The sequence below is a fragment of the Streptomyces sp. RB17 genome (assembly GCF_009604455.1).
Taxonomy (GTDB): Bacteria; Actinomycetota; Actinomycetes; order Streptomycetales; family Streptomycetaceae; genus Streptomyces.
The window spans coordinates 481,523-495,208 of the sequence record NZ_WEGL01000008.1 but is presented as its reverse complement, the minus strand read 5'-3'; the positions used below and the strand labels follow the sequence as shown (position 1 = coordinate 495,208).

The following is a 13,686-nucleotide window of genomic DNA, read 5'->3' as shown; positions in this document are numbered from 1 at the left end:
GACTACCTCGACGTCGACGGCGGAGGCAGCGTTCCCCCGCCGCCCACCACGTACTGGGTGGACACCTCCGGGCCCTCGAACCAGTACGTCTCCGGCTACTACCTCTCCCGCTGGGGCGACGACGAGGCCAAGGACAACAACGGCACCGTCATCCCCGACCGCTGACCCCCGTGCCTCCGGCGGGCGACCCCCACCGGAGGCCCGCCAGGGTGACATCCATCACAGCGGTCTCGGCAACTAGGCGTCCTGGATAGTAGGCCCGGCTTCGCTGACATATGGGATTTGTCCGGCTTGCCGCCGACGCGAACCGCCCCTTGGGTCACGCCCCGGCATCCGCTCGGGGCGTGACCGGATCCGCCGTCGTCGAACCTCCCCTGACAGGGCGCCAGGTACCTGCAAACATCGCGGACGCGAACGCGGCACCTCTGTGGTCGCCTGACAAGAGGCGTCACCTCCTACTACCCGGCGTAGGAGAAGCGCCCTTTGCGCTCCTTGTGAAGCCCTCCCGAAAATGAGCGCCCGGCGATCACCGAACGAGGTTGACGAATGGCCAAGCACCGCAAGACGCAGCACTACCGGCGCATAGTCGTCGCCGCCGTCGCCATCGGAACCGTGGGCGTACCGTCCGTCGCCCTGGCCTGTTCCGACTGGCCGTACGGCGGCACGGACCGGGCCGACGTCGCCTCGACGAGCACGCCCCACCCGTCGGAGCACCACGGTCACCGGCACCATCACCGTCACCACCGCAACGGCCACCCCCACACCGCCACTCCGCAGGCCACCGCGTCGCCCACGCACCGGGCCACCGCTCACCCGAGCACCGGGACGAAGACGACGGCCCCCAAGCCGCGCACGACCCCTGCCCCCAGCGCTCCCACGCCCACGCCCACGCCCGCGGCCACCGCGTCCAGCGCCACCGCGCGCGTCGTGCAGCTCGTCAACGCCGAGCGCGCGAAGGTGGGTTGTCATCCCCTGACGGTGAACGCGGAGCTGACCAAGGCGGCGCAGGCCCACAGCGCGGACATGGCGGCCCACCAGAACATGTCGCACACCGGCTCCGACGGGTCCTCCCCGGGCGACCGCATCACGCGTGCCGGCTACAGCTGGAGCGCCTACGGCGAGAACGTCGCCTACGGCTACGCCACCCCGGAGCAGGTCATGAATGGCTGGATGAACAGCCCCGGCCACCGGGCCAACATCCTCAACTGCTCGTACAAGGAGATCGGCGTCGGCCTCGCCCAGCCGGGCAGCTACTGGACCCAGGACTTCGGCACCGCCCGCTGAGCACGGCTCAGCCGCCCGCCAGCGGGTTCGGCAGGGGCAGATAGCGGGCGTCGGCGCCGTCCGCGCCGGTCCAGCGCAGCAGCAGGTTGGTCTTGCCGGGCAGCGTGGGCGAGGCGAGCAGGGCGGGGATCTCGGGCAGGTCGTGCCGGGCGAGCTCGCGGCGGGCGGCGGGCCAGGGGTCGAGTCCGGGACGGCGTTCGGCGAGGGCGGCGGCGATCTCGGTGAGGTGGTTGACGACCAGGCAGTACACCAGCCGCTCCCAGCCCGCCGCCCGGGTCACGTCCGGCAGCAGCTTGGTGCCCTCGGCGTCCCGGTACAGCACCTGCACAGGCGTGCCGGCCGCGTCCACGGCCACGAGGGTGTTCTGAAGATGGGCCTCCAGGACGACGCCGTGGTCGTCGAACGCCGTGAGGGCGGGCGGCACGACCTGGCGCAGATAGGCCTCCCACCAGGCCCCCGGGTCGGCCGCGGTGGCGAGCGGACTGCCGTCGAAGCCCTCGGCGAGGCCGGCGGCGAGCAGTGGGGTGGTGCCAGGCACCAGGTGGCCGCGCAGGCCGTCGCGGACCAGGACGGCCAGCTCCTCGAAGGCGAACGTGGCCGTGCGGTAGCCGCGGTCGCTCAGCCAGGCCGCGGGCGGGCCCATCGCCGCGAACGCGTGCCGCGCGGCCGTGTCGGTACGGCGCAGTCTGCGCAGGTCGTGGCGCCACAGGCGGCGGATGTCGTTGGTGATGCGGACGTCCAGGCTGAACTTCAGGAACAGGTCGCGCCGGGGCTCGTACACCGTGCGGATCGCCGCCGTCGGCCAGGTGTCGAAGGCGGTGGTGCCGAGGCGGAGCAGGCGGCCGTCGGCGAAGGCCTCGGCCAGCTCGCGGCCCACCAGTTCCAGCTGCCATGGGTGGGCCGGCAGCAGCCGGTAGCCGGGCGGGACCGGGCCGAGCGCGTCCAGGGCGCCGGTGTCGCCCTCCTCGGCCACCTGGTCCTCGCGGACGCCCAACAGGACCAGCGGGAAGCGGGCGTGCGCCTCGGGGGCGTACGGCAGCCAGGAGGCGACCGGGCCGCCGCCGCGCGCCTTGGGCGCCGGGTGGTACGGGTGGCCGGTGATCAGGGACTGCTCGGACCGCAGATACGGGTCCGCGGGCGCCGTCGCGAGGGCTCGGGCGGTGAGCAGGGCCGCGACCGCGTCGCGGCTGTCGATCATCTCGGCGGGCAGATCGCCGCATGGCAGGCCGGTGTGCCGGCGCAGCTCGTCGGCGACCAGTTTGACCAGCTCGGAGTGGCCGACCCGGTGCCAGGTCCCGGCCGCGCGCACCTCGGGGCCGGTGGGGCGCCGGCCGGCCCGCACCCGCAGCAGCCGTCCGCTCGGCAGCCGGTGGACCCGCGGGTCGTCGGGGTGCCCGAGCGGCTCGGCCACCTCGCGCAGCAGGCAGTTCAGCAGGGGCGCGGCCGCGTAGGCGTCGGCCAGGCGGCCGACGGCTCCGGTGGGGGGTGCTCCGCAGGAGGGTGAGGAGTCCACGCGATCCATTCGTTTCGTCCGGGGTGTTCGCGATCAGTATGTCTGTCGTCGTCCTGTCTGTCGTCGTCCTGTCTGTCGTCGCCCTGTCCGTCGTCGCCGACAATCGTCCTCCGCGCCGCGTGTACCCGAGGAGCCGACCGTGCACCGTCCCCCCGCCACCGAACCCCGGGTCGCCGAGGAGCTGGCCGCCGTCCGGCCCGGGCTGCTGCCCCGGTACACGGCGGAGCTGCCGGGTGCCCGCGCCGCGGTGCTGACCCGGCTGTGGCGGGCGCTCGCCCATGAGCCGCTGCCGTGGGTCACCGGCCGGACGCACGGCGCGCACAGCCTCGCGCTGCGGCTCGCCGACGGCCGGACGCTGTACGGGCCGCACGCCGACCCGTACGCCACGAGCGCGTACGTCACCGGTGTCCGCCTGGACCGCGAGCGCCATGTGGATCCGGCCGGGCTGCTGAGCGCCCTCGGGGTGCCGCACGGCGCCGCGTTCGCGGCCGAACTGGCCGACAGTGTCGCCTCGTTGGCGTTGTCGCGGGCCGACGGGGAGCAGTCGAAGGAGTGGCCGGTGAGGGTCCCCCCGGCCGAAGGCGGGGGGAAGACCTGGCAGTGGGAGCAGCGGGTGACCGACGGGCATCCGTACCACCCGGGCTGCCGCGCCCGGCCCGGCTTCTCGGTGGCGGACCAGCTGGCGTACGGCCCGGAGCACCGGCCCGTCGTGGAGCTGCGGACGGTGCCGGTCCCGGCGGAGGAGTGCCTGGTGACCGGCGACTGGCCGCGGGAGCTGCGGGACGGCGAACGGCTGCTGCTGCCGGTGCACCCGTGGCAGGCGGACCATGTCCTGAAGCGGCCGTACGCCCCCTGGCGGCCGGCCCGCCCGCTGCTCTCCCTGCGCACGCTCGCGCTGCCGGACGGCCCGCATGTGAAGACCGCGCTCAGCACCCGGCTGACGTCCTCCGTGCGGGACATCTCCCCGTACTCGGTGCGGGCCGCCGCATCCCTGTCCGCGCTCGGCGAGGAGCTGGCGGCGCGCACCGAGGGCCTGTTGCACATCACCCGCACGCTGGGCGCGGTCTCGGCCCACTCCCCCGACCTGGCCGCGCTGCTGCGGGAGCCCCCCGAGGCGTACGCCGGCCCGGGCGAGTGGGTCGTACCGGTGGCCGCGCTCGCCATGACCGCACTGCCCGACTCCCCGGCCTGGCTGGCCGCGTTCGCCCGGCTGGCGCTGACCGTGGGGCTGCGTCTCCTCGATCTCGGCGTGGCGCTGGAGGCGCACGGCCAGAACCTGCTGGTGATCCTGTCGGCCGACGGCACCCCGCTGCGGCTGGTCTACCGCGACCTGGCCGACATCCGGATCAGCCCGGCCCGCCTGACCCGGCACGGCGTCACCCGGCCGCCGCTGACCGGCCGTCTGATCACGGACGACGAAACGGCCCTGCGCCGCAAGCTGTTCGGCTCGCTGGTGGCGGGCGCACTGGCCGGTACGGCGGGTACGGGCCCGGCACTGGGCGCGGCGCTGGCGTCCGCCGTACCGGACCTGCCGGACACATCGGATCTGCGTGCCCTGCGCGAAGGGCCGCTGCCGGCCAAGGCGTTGACCCTGATGCGGCTGTCCCCGCAGACCCCGGGCGACCAGTGGACGTCGCTTCCGAACCCGCTCGTTTTGGAGCACGACGCGTCCGCTCCATAAGATCCGGCGATGATCACAAGACAACGGCTGGCGGCGGGCGTCTGTGCTCTGCTCGCCGCCCTGGCGGCCGGGATCGCGTTTCCCGGCGGGGCCGTCGCCGATGAGACCGGACAGGCCGCTCCCAAGGTCGAACTCGTGCTGGACGTCAGCGGTTCGATGCGGGCCCGGGACATCGACGGCGGCTCGCGGATGGCCGCGGCGAAGCAGGCGTTCAACGAGGTGCTGGACGCGACCCCGCAGGAGGTCCAGCTCGGCATACGCACCCTGGGCGCCAACTACCGGGGCAACGACCGCAAGGAGGGCTGCAAGGACACGGCCCGGCTCTATCCGGTCGGCCCGCTGAACCGGACCGACGCGAAGACGGCGGTGGCCACGCTGCAGCCCACCGGCTGGACGCCGATCGGGCCCGCGCTGCTGAAGGCGGCGGACGATCTGAACGGCGGCAGTGGCACCCGCCGTATCGTCCTGATCAGCGACGGCGAGGACACCTGCCAGCCGCTCGACCCGTGCGAGGTGGCCCGCGAGATAGCCGCCAAGGGCATCGGCCTGACCATCGACACCCTCGGTCTGGTGCCGGACGCCAAGACCCGCGACCAGCTCAGCTGCATCGCGGACGCCACCGGCGGCACGTACACCGACGTACGGCACAGGGAGGAACTGTCCGACCGGGTGGGCCAGTTGGTCGACCGGGCGGCGGATCCGGTGGTGACGCCGGTGGCCACGGAGGGTGCCGCGCAGTGCGCGAGCGCGCCGACACTGAAGTCCGGGCTGTACACGGACCGTGAGGAGTTCGGGCAGCAGCGCTGGTACAAGGTCGACGTCGACCCCGGCCAGGAACTGCGCGCCTCGGTGAGCGTCGCCGACGACCGCGCCGTCAACCCGGACTACGGAGTGCTGCTGCGGGCGGTGACCGTGCACGGACGGGAGATCGTGCGCGGCGAGGCCGCGGGCACGGGCCGTACGGACGTCGTCTCGACGGGTCTGCGCTATCCGAAGCCGGAGAGCGACGACGACACGGCGCCGGCGGAGACGGTGTGCTTGCAGGTCACCAACTCCTTCTCCGCGACGACGGGGGTGAAGACCACGCCGGGCCTGCCGCTGGAACTGACGGTCGACGTCGTGGACGGGCCTTCCGGGCACCATGACGTGGCCTCCTTCGGCCTCGGGCGCGGCTGGTGGCTGCTGGGCGCGCTGGTGCTGGTCGGCTTTGTCGCCGGTCTGCTGTGGGGATGGCTGTCGCGGTGGCGGGTCGCGGTCTGGAGGACGAACTGATGCGGATCACACATGTGCTGGGTGCCGCGCTGCTGGCACTCGGACTCGCGGCCGGACCGGCCGCGGCCGACTCCTCCCCGTCCCCCAGTGCCTCGGCCGACGGCAAGGCACCCACCCAGGCGGGCACGTCGTTCCGTACGGCGACGGAGATCGAGCAGGGGCAGCAGGCCACCGCGTCCGGTTCGACGGGTGACTACCTGTACTGGTCGTTCCCCGCGGACACCGGGCAGCGGCCCACCGTCGGGGCGACGGTGAAGCTGCCCGCCACGCACGGGGCGCAGACCTGGCAGATCGACGTGTACGACGGACTGCGGCGCCGGCAGGCCTGCCAGTACGGCGCGGCGAGCCGTACGGCCGAGGAGGGCGCTTCCTCCGTCGAACTGGCCTGTGTCCTGCGGACCGTGCGCGGCTGGTCGGAGCCCTGGGGCAACGACCCGCTGCCGGGCACGTACTACATCCGGCTGACGGTCGTGGACCTCGGCTCCGGTGACCTCGGCAAGCCGGTCGGCGTCGAGGTCCGCGCCGACTCCGAGGACGTCGGCGGCGCGGCGGCGGTGGACGGCTCGCTCGGCAAGCCGCTGGTCCCCGGCATCGCCGTCAAGTCCGAGGAGAGCGGGGACGGTTCGAAGGCCGCGGTGCTGTCCAGCTTCGGCTCGGACGACGGCTGGTCGTCCGGGTGGTGGTCCGACCGGTGGGTGTGGACCGCGATCGGGGGCGTGCTGGCGGCTCTCGCCGGGGTCGGCGGGTATGCGCTGACGCGGGGTTCCGGCCGGCCGTCGTAGCGGCTGAAGGCCCGCCTGCCGGCGGGCCTTCTCAGGCCTCGCGCAGGGCCTTGGCCGGTGCGCCGTCCCCTGTCACCGTCACCCGGCCCGCGCGGACCGCGTCGGTCAGGTGCAGCTCGCCGCGGGCGACGGCCTCGCAGGTCGCCGCGTCCATCGTCAGCCGTGCGTCGGGCTCGTCGGGGGCGGGCCCGTCGCCGTACACCGGGCCCTCCTGCGCGCCGAGGCGCAGGTGGAAGTCCCCCTCGTCCAGCCGGACTTCGACCAGCCCCTCCCCTTCCAGTGCGCGCAGCAGCGGCAAGGCGAACCAGTGGGCCCGTACCGCGTCCGTCGGGCGCCGCTCCCCCAGTTCCGCCTCGCCCCACCTGCCCAGCGTCTGCAGCACCGGCAGCAACTGCTGCCCCCGCCCGGTGAGTTCGTACACATAGGCCGCGCCCGGCGGGGGCAGCTTGCGGCGGGTCGTGAGGCCGTCGCGTTCCATGTCCTTCAGCCGGGAGGCGAGTACGTCCGTGCTCACGCCGGGCAGGTCCGCGTGCAGGTCCGTGTAGCGGCGGGGGCCGGCCAGCAGCTCCCGGACGATCAGCAGGGTCCAGCGGTCGCCGACGAGATCGAGGGCGCGGGCTGCGGAGCAGTACTGGTCGTAGCTTCGGCGAGGTGGCATGCGACGCAGTCTAGACAAGATGTTGGACTTTCCAAGCGTCCACTTGGTAAAACCAAGTAACACCAGTTTCCGGAGGGGCGCATGGAGTTCCGGCAGTCGAACAAGCTCAGCGAGGTCTGTTACGAGATCCGCGGCCCGGTGATCGAGCACGCGAACGCGCTGGAGGAGGCGGGGCACAGCGTGCTGCGCCTGAACACCGGCAACCCCGCGGCCTTCGGTTTCGAGGCGCCGGAGGAGATCCTCCAGGACATGATCCGGATGCTGCCGCAGGCGCACGGCTACACCGACTCCCGGGGCATCCTCTCCGCCCGCCGCGCGGTCGCCCAGCGCTATCAGACCCTGGGCCTGGAGGTCGGGGTCGACGACGTCTACCTCGGCAACGGCGTGTCCGAGCTGGTCTCCATGGCCGTACAGGCACTGGTCGAGGACGGCGACGAAATCCTCATCCCCGCACCGGACTTCCCGCTCTGGACCGCCGTGACCACCCTCGCCGGCGGCAAGGCGGTGCACTACCTGTGCGACGAGCAGGCCGACTGGACCCCGGACCTCGCCGACATGGCCTCGAAGATCACGGACCGCACGAAGGCCGTGGTCATCATCAACCCCAACAACCCGACGGGCGCGGTGTACCCGAAGGAGGTCGTCGAGGGCATCCTCGACCTGGCCCGCCGGCACGGCCTGATGGTGTTCGCGGACGAGATCTACGACCAGATCCTGTACGACGACGCCGTGCACCACTCGGCCGCCGCGCTCGCCCCCGACCTGGTCGTCCTCACCTTCTGCGGCCTGTCGAAGACGTACCGGGTCGCGGGCTTCCGCTCCGGCTGGATGGTGGTGACCGGCCCCAGACAGCACGCGAAGGACTATCTGGAGGGCCTGACCATGCTGGCCTCCATGCGCCTGTGCGCCAACGCGCCCGCCCAGTACGCGATCCAGGCCGCGCTCGGCGGCCGCCAGTCCATCCGCGAACTGACGGTCCCCGGCGGCCGGTTGTACGAGCAGCGGAACGTGGCCTGGGAGAAGCTCAACGAGATCCCCGGCGTGTCCTGCGTGAAGCCCAAGGGCGCGCTGTACGCCTTCCCGCGCATCGACCCGAAGGTGCACCCGATCCACGACGACGAGAGGTTCGTCCTCGATCTGCTTCTGCGCGAGAAGATCCAGGTGGTCCAGGGCACCGGCTTCAACTGGCCCTCCCCCGACCACTTCCGCATCCTCACCCTGCCCCACGCGGAGGACCTGGAGGCGGCGATCGGCCGGATCGGGCGCTTCCTCGGCGGGTACCGGCAATGACGGTTCAGCCGAGGACGACCTCGCACCAGACGGTCTTGGTGTACGGGTCCCCGCACGTCGTTCCCCAGTGACCGGCCAGCGCCTCCACCAGCAGGAGGCCCCGGCCGGACTCCGCCTCGGGAGAGGCCGCCGCGAGTGCGCCGGGAGCGGGCGGGTGACGGTCGGTACGGGAGTCCGTGACCTCGATGCGGAGTGCGGGGCCGTCGGGGAAGAGGGTGAGCCTCAGCCGGAAGTCGCGTCCCCTCACCCGCCCGTGCCGCACCGCGTTCGCGGCGAGCTCGGCCACGAGCAGCACGGCGGTCTCGTTCCCCTCCGTGTCGTACGGCCAGCCCCAGGTGTCCAGTTGCTCGGCCGTCAGACGGCGGGCGAGGCGAGCGCCTCGGGGCGTGGCCGAGAGCCGGACGGTGAAGTGACGGGCGGGCGCGGCGATATCGACGTTCATGTCACTCAGCGTGGTCACCCGACTCTACGCTGAACAGCGACCACGGCGGTACGCAGCGTCACTGTACGGTGGCTGTCCGGGATTGTCCGGGTGGTGACGCGTGACGCGGCCGGCCGGTGCGGGGTTGGGGACCAGCGGCATGGAGGTGTCGGGTGGAGGACGTGACGTGGCACGCCGAGGACGAGGAGTCGGCGGCCGTCCTGAGGACCGTCGGCAAGATCATCAAGATGTACCGGGAGCGTAAGGGGCTCACCCAGGCCGAGTTGGGGGCGGCCATCGGTTACAGCGAGGAACAGGTGTCCTCGGTGGAGCGGGGGCGGCGGGCGCCGAAGGGGCAGTTCCTCGACGCGGCGGACGAGGCGCTCGACGCGCACGGAGTCATCGCCGCGTTGAAGAAGGACGTGGAGGAAGCCCGGTATCCGAAGAAGGTGCGGGATCTGGCCAAGCTGGAGTCGGAGGCGGTCGAGATCTGCTCCTACGACAACTCCGTGATCAACGGGCTCCTGCAGACCGAGGAGTATCTGAGGGCCGTGTTCGGCTCGCGGCGACCGGCGTTCACCGAGGAGGAGGTGGAACAGCGTGTCGCCGCGCGGCTGGCACGCCAGAGGATCATCGACGGTAAGCAGATGATCCCCGCCTTCAGCTTTGTGCATGATGAGGCGACCCTGCGGCGGCGGGTCGGGGGCAGAATGGTCATGCGCCGACAGCTCGAACGGCTGTTGGAAGTCGGGCAGATGCGGAACGTGGAGATCCAGGTGCTACCTCTTGATCGCGAGGACAACGCCGGTCTCGGCGGGCCCTTTCACCTGCTGCGACTCAAGGAGGGCAGCACGGTGGGGCACAACGAGGTTCAGCGCTTCAGCCGACTGATCTCGGAGCCCAAGGAGATCCAGGTCCTGGAGCTGCGCTACGGGGTCATCCGGGCCCAGGCCCTTCCGCCGCCGGAGTCACTGGCCTTCGTCGAAAAAGTCCTGGGAGAAACATGAGCGCGAAGCCCCCGGCCGGTCACGGCTCCGAACTGAAGTGGTTCAAGAGCAGCTACAGCACCGACGACGGTCCCGCCTGCGTCGAGGTCGCCTTCACCCCCCGCACCATCCACATACGGGACTCCAAGCACACCCACGGCCCCCAGCTCTCCGTCGGCCCGCAGGGATGGGCCGCCTTCGTCTCGTACGCCGGGGAATGCCCGGCCGCGGCCGCCGGTTGACGATCCCCTCAGGCCGTCACCGGACAGGGGGAACAACGCATGCGGATCGACGTGCACGGAACCGTCGCGGAGGGGTTCGAGGGCGTACGCGAGGAGTTCGCGGCGGTGCTCGCCGAGGAGCGGGACGATCCGGGCGCACAGCTCGTGGTGTACCGGCACGGGCGGCGGGTGGTGGACCTGTGGGGCGGCGACGGCATCGACGGGGACTCGCTGACGACCCTGTACTCCATCGCCAAGGGCGCCGCGCACCTCGTCGTCGCCCTGCTGGTGCAGGACGGGGTGCTCGACCTGGACCGCGAAGTCGCGTCCTACTGGCCGGAGTTCGGCGTTCACGGCAAGGACCGGCTGACGTTGGGTGAGCTGCTGGAGCACCGGGCGGGACTCGTCGGCGACGCCGAACAACCGTTCACCATCGAGGAGTTGGCCGACGACCGGATCACCGCGGCCCGGCTGGCGGAGCGCGCGCCGCTGTGGGAGCCGGGTACCGCCTGGGGCTACCACGCCTTCGTCATCGGCGCCCTCACCGGCGAGGTGGTGCGCCGGGTGACCGGCCGGTCGGTCCAGGAGCTGTACGAGGAGCGGATCCGGGCGCCGTACGGCCTCGACTACTACCTGGGTCTGCCCGCCGAGGCGGAGTCACGCTGGGTGGACGTGCAGCCGCTGCTGCCGACCCCGGAGGAGGCCGTACTGCTGAAGGAGCGGGCGGCGGCCCCGGACAGCATCCGGGGCATCGCCTTCAACGCGCACGCCGGGCAGCCCACCGACATGGTGGCCTTCGGCAATCACTCCCGTGTGAAGGCGCTCGGGCCCGCGTCCTCGGGTGGGGTGGGCAACGCGCGCGGGGTCGCCGGGATGTTCGCGGCCGCCATCAGCACCGTCGACGGCAGGCCGCCGCTGCTCACGCCCGCCACCGCGGCCCGGTTCGCCGAGCTCCGCACCCCGGGCGGGCCGGACCTGGTCACCGGCAGCCAGGACCACTTCGCGCGCGGCTTCGAGCACACCCCCGCGCTCTACCCGTTCCTCGACGCCGGCACCTTCGGGCACAGCGGCGCGACCGGCTCGCTGGGCTTCGCCGACCCGGCGAACGGCATCGCGTACGCCTACACCCGGCGCCGGTTCTCCTTCCCCTCAGGGGTGGGCGCGGCCCTGGAGAACGGCCGTCTGGCCGAGTCCGTCCTGCGGGCGGCCGCCTCCCTGTGACACGGTGCTGACAGGCGAGCGGGAAGGGCGCTGACGTGGGTGACCTCTTTCTCGTCCGGCACGGTGAGACCGAGTGGTCGCGGTCCGGACGGCACACCGGCTGGACCGACGTACCCCTCACCGAGCACGGGCGGGAGGAGGCGCGCCGGCTGGTGCCGCTGATCCGCTCGCACCGGATCGGGGCCGCTTTCGTCAGCCCCATGCAGCGGGCCCGGGAGACCGCCGAGCTCATCGGGATCCCGGACGCCCGGGTGGACGCCGACCTGCACGAATGGGATTACGGCGGCTACGAGGGCGTCACCACCGTGGAGATCCAGCGCAGCCGGCCGGGCTGGTTCCTGTTCACGGACGGGGTCGCGCCGGGGCCGCCTGGGCATCCGGGCGAGACGCCGGAGCAGGTCGGCGAGCGCGCCGACCGGATGCTGGCCAAGGTGGACGCGGCCTTCGCCAACACCGAGGGCGTCGTCGTGCTGATCGCCCACGGCCACTTCCTCCGCGTCCTCACCGCCCGCCGCCTCGGCCTCCCGCCCCAGCACGGGGCCCTGTTCCAGCTGGCCACAGGAGCCCTGTGCCGACTGGGCACGGAGCACGACCGGCCGGTGGTGGCGGGGTGGAACATCCGGCCGCGGGAGTAGTCGGTCGCACGGGCCACCGCACGCAGCCCGCCGCAGAAGCACCGCCGCGTTGTCAGACCCGGGCCGTACTCTGCGAATGAAGCGTCCGAACTCTGCGAACGGGCCGCCGGACGGGCGGGCCCGGACGGGGCGCGGGACCGGGAGGAGTGCGCTGTGAGCCGACCGCCGAGCGCCGCGCAGCGGCGGGTGATCGAGGCCGCCGATCCGCTGACCGGGCGGCTGCGCGGTACAGAGGCGCAACTGGCGGCGCTGGTGAAGCGGGGGCTGGCCTTCCGGCATCCGCGGCCGCCGCACGAGCACTTCCTGACGCCGGCGGGGCATCGAATACGGGAGGCGGAGCCCCGGGAAGCGGTGTCCGAGGCGGCACCGGAGGAGCCCGCGGCGGACACGGGGGTGTTCGCGGCGCGGGTCGGGGGCGAGGAGGAGCCGCCCGCGGACGGTCCGGCGCGGCTGCGTGAGGTGCACAGCGCCTGGCAGGGACTGCTGGAGCTGCGCCGGATGACCAATCCCGGCGGCGCGGTGGACCGGCCGTGCGGCTGGGAGCGCGCGCATCTGGTCCGGGCGGCGGCCCTGGCCCTGGAGGCGGCCGGGCACCGTCCGGCGAGCGGGAGCGCGGACGGTTACCGGGTGCGGGCGACCCCGCAGCCGGAGGCGATCGCCGTGTACGCGCCGGACGCGGAGAGCCTGGCGGCCTGCGCGGCCACGCTGACGGGCGCGGGCTGGCAGGCGGGCGAGTACACCGAACCGCGCACGCGGGTGCGCTATCTGCTCGCCTCCCCGCGCCGGGTCTGAGCGGCGTGCCAAGATCGACCGACCGGAGATCCGAACGCGAGAAGGGCAAACAGTGGCCGAACCGTTTTCCGTCCGAGTGACCGTCCGCGGCTACGAGACCGACACCCAGGGACACCTCAACCAGTCCGTGTACCTCAACTACGCGGAGCACGCCCGCTGGTCGCTGCTCCAAGCGGCCGGGATCAGCCAGGCCCGGCTCGTGGGCCGGGGAGTCGGCCCGGTGGCGCTGGAGACGACGCTCCGCTTCCGGCGCGAACTGCTCGCCGGCGACGAGGTCGACGTGACCTGCGCGTTCGAGTGGGGCGGCGGCAAGACCTTCCGGATCGTGCAGGAGATACGCAAGACCGACGGCACCCTGGCGGCCGAGGTCAGTGCGGTGGGCGGCCTGCTGGATCTCACGGAGCGCACGCTGGTCCCCGACCCGCGTGAGGTGTTCAAGGAGCTGACGACGGACCTCGCTCTGTTCGGTCTGTAGGCCCCGCCCTGTAGAACCCGCCCTGTAGGCCCCGCCCTGTAGAGCCCGCCGGTCTACGCGTCGAGCAGCTCCGGCCGGTGCTCGGCGTCGTAGGCCGCCCGCGCCGTCGCGATGTACATCCGGTTCCGCTCGGCCCAGTCGGTCAGCCGCTGCAGGGTGTCGTTCAACTCATGGGCCACGGCCGTGAGTTCGTACTCCACCTTGGGGGGCACGGTCGGATGCACCGTGCGGGTCACCAGGCCGTCGCGTTCCAGGTTGCGCAGGGTGAGGGTGAGCATCCGACGGCTGATGCCCTCGATGCCGCGCTCCAGTTCGGTGAACCGGATGGGTCCGTGCGAGGCGGCGACGAGGATCTGCACGCTCCATTTCCCGGCCACCCTGTCAAGAACTTCGCGGACGGGGCAGGCCTGCGCGTTCACTGCCTGGACGGTTACACCGGTGTGCCTCTGGGACAT

General features: G+C 72.5%; 15 protein-coding genes and 1 pseudogene. 12 read left to right on the top strand and 4 right to left on the bottom strand.

All coding sequences use genetic code 11. The features are described 5' to 3' along the window. Positions 1-78 precede the first annotated feature (78 nt). Positions 79-165 (top strand): annotated as a pseudogene (locus tag SRB17_RS33540) (M23 family peptidase); the annotation flags it as partial. 381 nt (positions 166-546) lie between these two features. After that, positions 547-1,284, top strand: coding sequence for a CAP domain-containing protein (locus SRB17_RS33535; protein WP_153543956.1), 738 nt, complete (start codon positions 547-549; stop codon positions 1,282-1,284). A 7-nt stretch (positions 1,285-1,291) separates the two neighbouring features. Here SRB17_RS33535 and SRB17_RS33530 read toward each other — a convergent pair whose 3' ends face one another. Further along, a complete protein-coding gene (locus SRB17_RS33530; protein ID WP_153543955.1) occupies positions 1,292-2,806 on the bottom strand; it encodes an IucA/IucC family protein in 1,515 nt (504 codons plus the stop codon). A 130-nt stretch (positions 2,807-2,936) separates the two neighbouring features. Between SRB17_RS33530 and SRB17_RS33525 the strand changes: the two genes are divergently transcribed. From SRB17_RS33525 to SRB17_RS33515, 3 genes are read left to right on the top strand one after another with little or no spacing between them, the layout of a single operon-like run. Then, positions 2,937-4,478 carry an IucA/IucC family siderophore biosynthesis protein gene (locus SRB17_RS33525; protein WP_323376614.1) on the top strand — a complete coding sequence of 514 codons (1,542 nt, stop codon included), beginning with the start codon at positions 2,937-2,939 and terminating at the stop codon, positions 4,476-4,478. Positions 4,479-4,487: 9 nt separating this feature from the next. Beyond that, positions 4,488-5,750, top strand: a complete 1,263-nt coding sequence (locus SRB17_RS33520) for a VWA domain-containing protein (RefSeq protein WP_153543953.1) — start codon at positions 4,488-4,490, stop codon at positions 5,748-5,750. Next, complete coding sequence (locus SRB17_RS33515) at positions 5,750-6,532, top strand: hypothetical protein (protein ID WP_153543951.1); 783 nt, start codon at positions 5,750-5,752, stop codon at positions 6,530-6,532. The genes SRB17_RS33520 and SRB17_RS33515 overlap by 1 nt, the downstream gene beginning before the upstream one ends. A gap of 31 nt (positions 6,533-6,563) precedes the next feature. Here SRB17_RS33515 and SRB17_RS33510 read toward each other — a convergent pair whose 3' ends face one another. Continuing rightward, on the bottom strand, positions 6,564-7,190 hold the full coding sequence (locus SRB17_RS33510) for a winged helix-turn-helix transcriptional regulator (RefSeq protein ID WP_153543949.1): 627 nt from the start codon (positions 7,188-7,190) through the stop codon (positions 6,564-6,566). Positions 7,191-7,271: 81 nt separating this feature from the next. Here SRB17_RS33510 and SRB17_RS33505 point away from each other — a divergent pair, with 81 nt between their 5' ends. Beyond that, positions 7,272-8,480: a pyridoxal phosphate-dependent aminotransferase gene (locus tag SRB17_RS33505; RefSeq protein ID WP_153543947.1), complete on the top strand. Its 1,209-nt coding sequence runs from the start codon at positions 7,272-7,274 to the stop codon at positions 8,478-8,480. 4 nt (positions 8,481-8,484) lie between these two features. Here the strand turns inward: SRB17_RS33505 and SRB17_RS33500 are convergent, their stop codons facing one another. Further along, complete coding sequence (locus SRB17_RS33500) at positions 8,485-8,922, bottom strand: ATP-binding protein (RefSeq protein ID WP_153543945.1); 438 nt, start codon at positions 8,920-8,922, stop codon at positions 8,485-8,487. A gap of 227 nt (positions 8,923-9,149) precedes the next feature. Between SRB17_RS33500 and SRB17_RS33495 the strand changes: the two genes are divergently transcribed. The 6 genes from SRB17_RS33495 to SRB17_RS33470 all read left to right on the top strand — a co-directional run bounded on the left by SRB17_RS33495 (position 9,150) and on the right by SRB17_RS33470 (position 13,231). After that, on the top strand, positions 9,150-9,908 hold the full coding sequence (locus SRB17_RS33495; RefSeq protein ID WP_153544199.1) for a helix-turn-helix domain-containing protein: 759 nt from the start codon (positions 9,150-9,152) through the stop codon (positions 9,906-9,908). Then, positions 9,905-10,129, top strand: a complete 225-nt coding sequence (locus tag SRB17_RS33490; RefSeq protein ID WP_153543943.1) for a DUF397 domain-containing protein — start codon at positions 9,905-9,907, stop codon at positions 10,127-10,129. Before SRB17_RS33495 ends, SRB17_RS33490 begins: the two co-directional genes overlap by 4 nt. A 39-nt stretch (positions 10,130-10,168) precedes the next feature. Continuing rightward, complete coding sequence (locus SRB17_RS33485) at positions 10,169-11,329, top strand: serine hydrolase domain-containing protein (protein WP_153543941.1); 1,161 nt, start codon at positions 10,169-10,171, stop codon at positions 11,327-11,329. Positions 11,330-11,364: 35 nt separating this feature from the next. Then, positions 11,365-11,964, top strand: a complete 600-nt coding sequence (locus SRB17_RS33480; RefSeq protein WP_323376613.1) for a histidine phosphatase family protein — start codon at positions 11,365-11,367, stop codon at positions 11,962-11,964. Positions 11,965-12,117: 153 nt separating this feature from the next. After that, positions 12,118-12,756: a hypothetical protein gene (locus SRB17_RS33475; protein WP_323376612.1), complete on the top strand. Its 639-nt coding sequence runs from the start codon at positions 12,118-12,120 to the stop codon at positions 12,754-12,756. Positions 12,757-12,808: 52 nt separating this feature from the next. Continuing rightward, the gene (locus SRB17_RS33470; protein WP_323376611.1) at positions 12,809-13,231 is read left to right on the top strand and encodes an acyl-CoA thioesterase; all 423 of its coding nucleotides are present in this window, start codon (positions 12,809-12,811) and stop codon (positions 13,229-13,231) included. Between the two features lie 53 nt (positions 13,232-13,284). Here SRB17_RS33470 and SRB17_RS33465 read toward each other — a convergent pair whose 3' ends face one another. Continuing rightward, a complete protein-coding gene (locus SRB17_RS33465; RefSeq protein ID WP_153543939.1) occupies positions 13,285-13,686 on the bottom strand; it encodes a winged helix-turn-helix transcriptional regulator in 402 nt (133 codons plus the stop codon).

Bases quoted from the DNA above. Each gene is read 5' to 3' on its own strand.
- SRB17_RS33535 (WP_153543956.1), top strand. From the start codon at position 547: ATGGCCAAGCACCGCAAGACGCAGCACTACCGGCGCATAGTCGTCGCC.
- SRB17_RS33530 (WP_153543955.1), bottom strand. From the start codon at position 2,806: ATGGATCGCGTGGACTCCTCACCCTCCTGCGGAGCACCCCCCACCGGA.
- SRB17_RS33520 (WP_153543953.1), top strand. From the start codon at position 4,488: ATGATCACAAGACAACGGCTGGCGGCGGGCGTCTGTGCTCTGCTCGCC.
- SRB17_RS33515 (WP_153543951.1), top strand. From the start codon at position 5,750: ATGCGGATCACACATGTGCTGGGTGCCGCGCTGCTGGCACTCGGACTC.
- SRB17_RS33510 (WP_153543949.1), bottom strand. From the start codon at position 7,190: ATGCCACCTCGCCGAAGCTACGACCAGTACTGCTCCGCAGCCCGCGCC.
- SRB17_RS33505 (WP_153543947.1), top strand. From the start codon at position 7,272: ATGGAGTTCCGGCAGTCGAACAAGCTCAGCGAGGTCTGTTACGAGATC.
- SRB17_RS33500 (WP_153543945.1), bottom strand. From the start codon at position 8,922: ATGAACGTCGATATCGCCGCGCCCGCCCGTCACTTCACCGTCCGGCTC.
- SRB17_RS33495 (WP_153544199.1), top strand. From the start codon at position 9,150: ATGTACCGGGAGCGTAAGGGGCTCACCCAGGCCGAGTTGGGGGCGGCC.
- SRB17_RS33490 (WP_153543943.1), top strand. From the start codon at position 9,905: ATGAGCGCGAAGCCCCCGGCCGGTCACGGCTCCGAACTGAAGTGGTTC.
- SRB17_RS33485 (WP_153543941.1), top strand. From the start codon at position 10,169: ATGCGGATCGACGTGCACGGAACCGTCGCGGAGGGGTTCGAGGGCGTA.
- SRB17_RS33465 (WP_153543939.1), bottom strand. From the start codon at position 13,686: ATGTCCCAGAGGCACACCGGTGTAACCGTCCAGGCAGTGAACGCGCAG.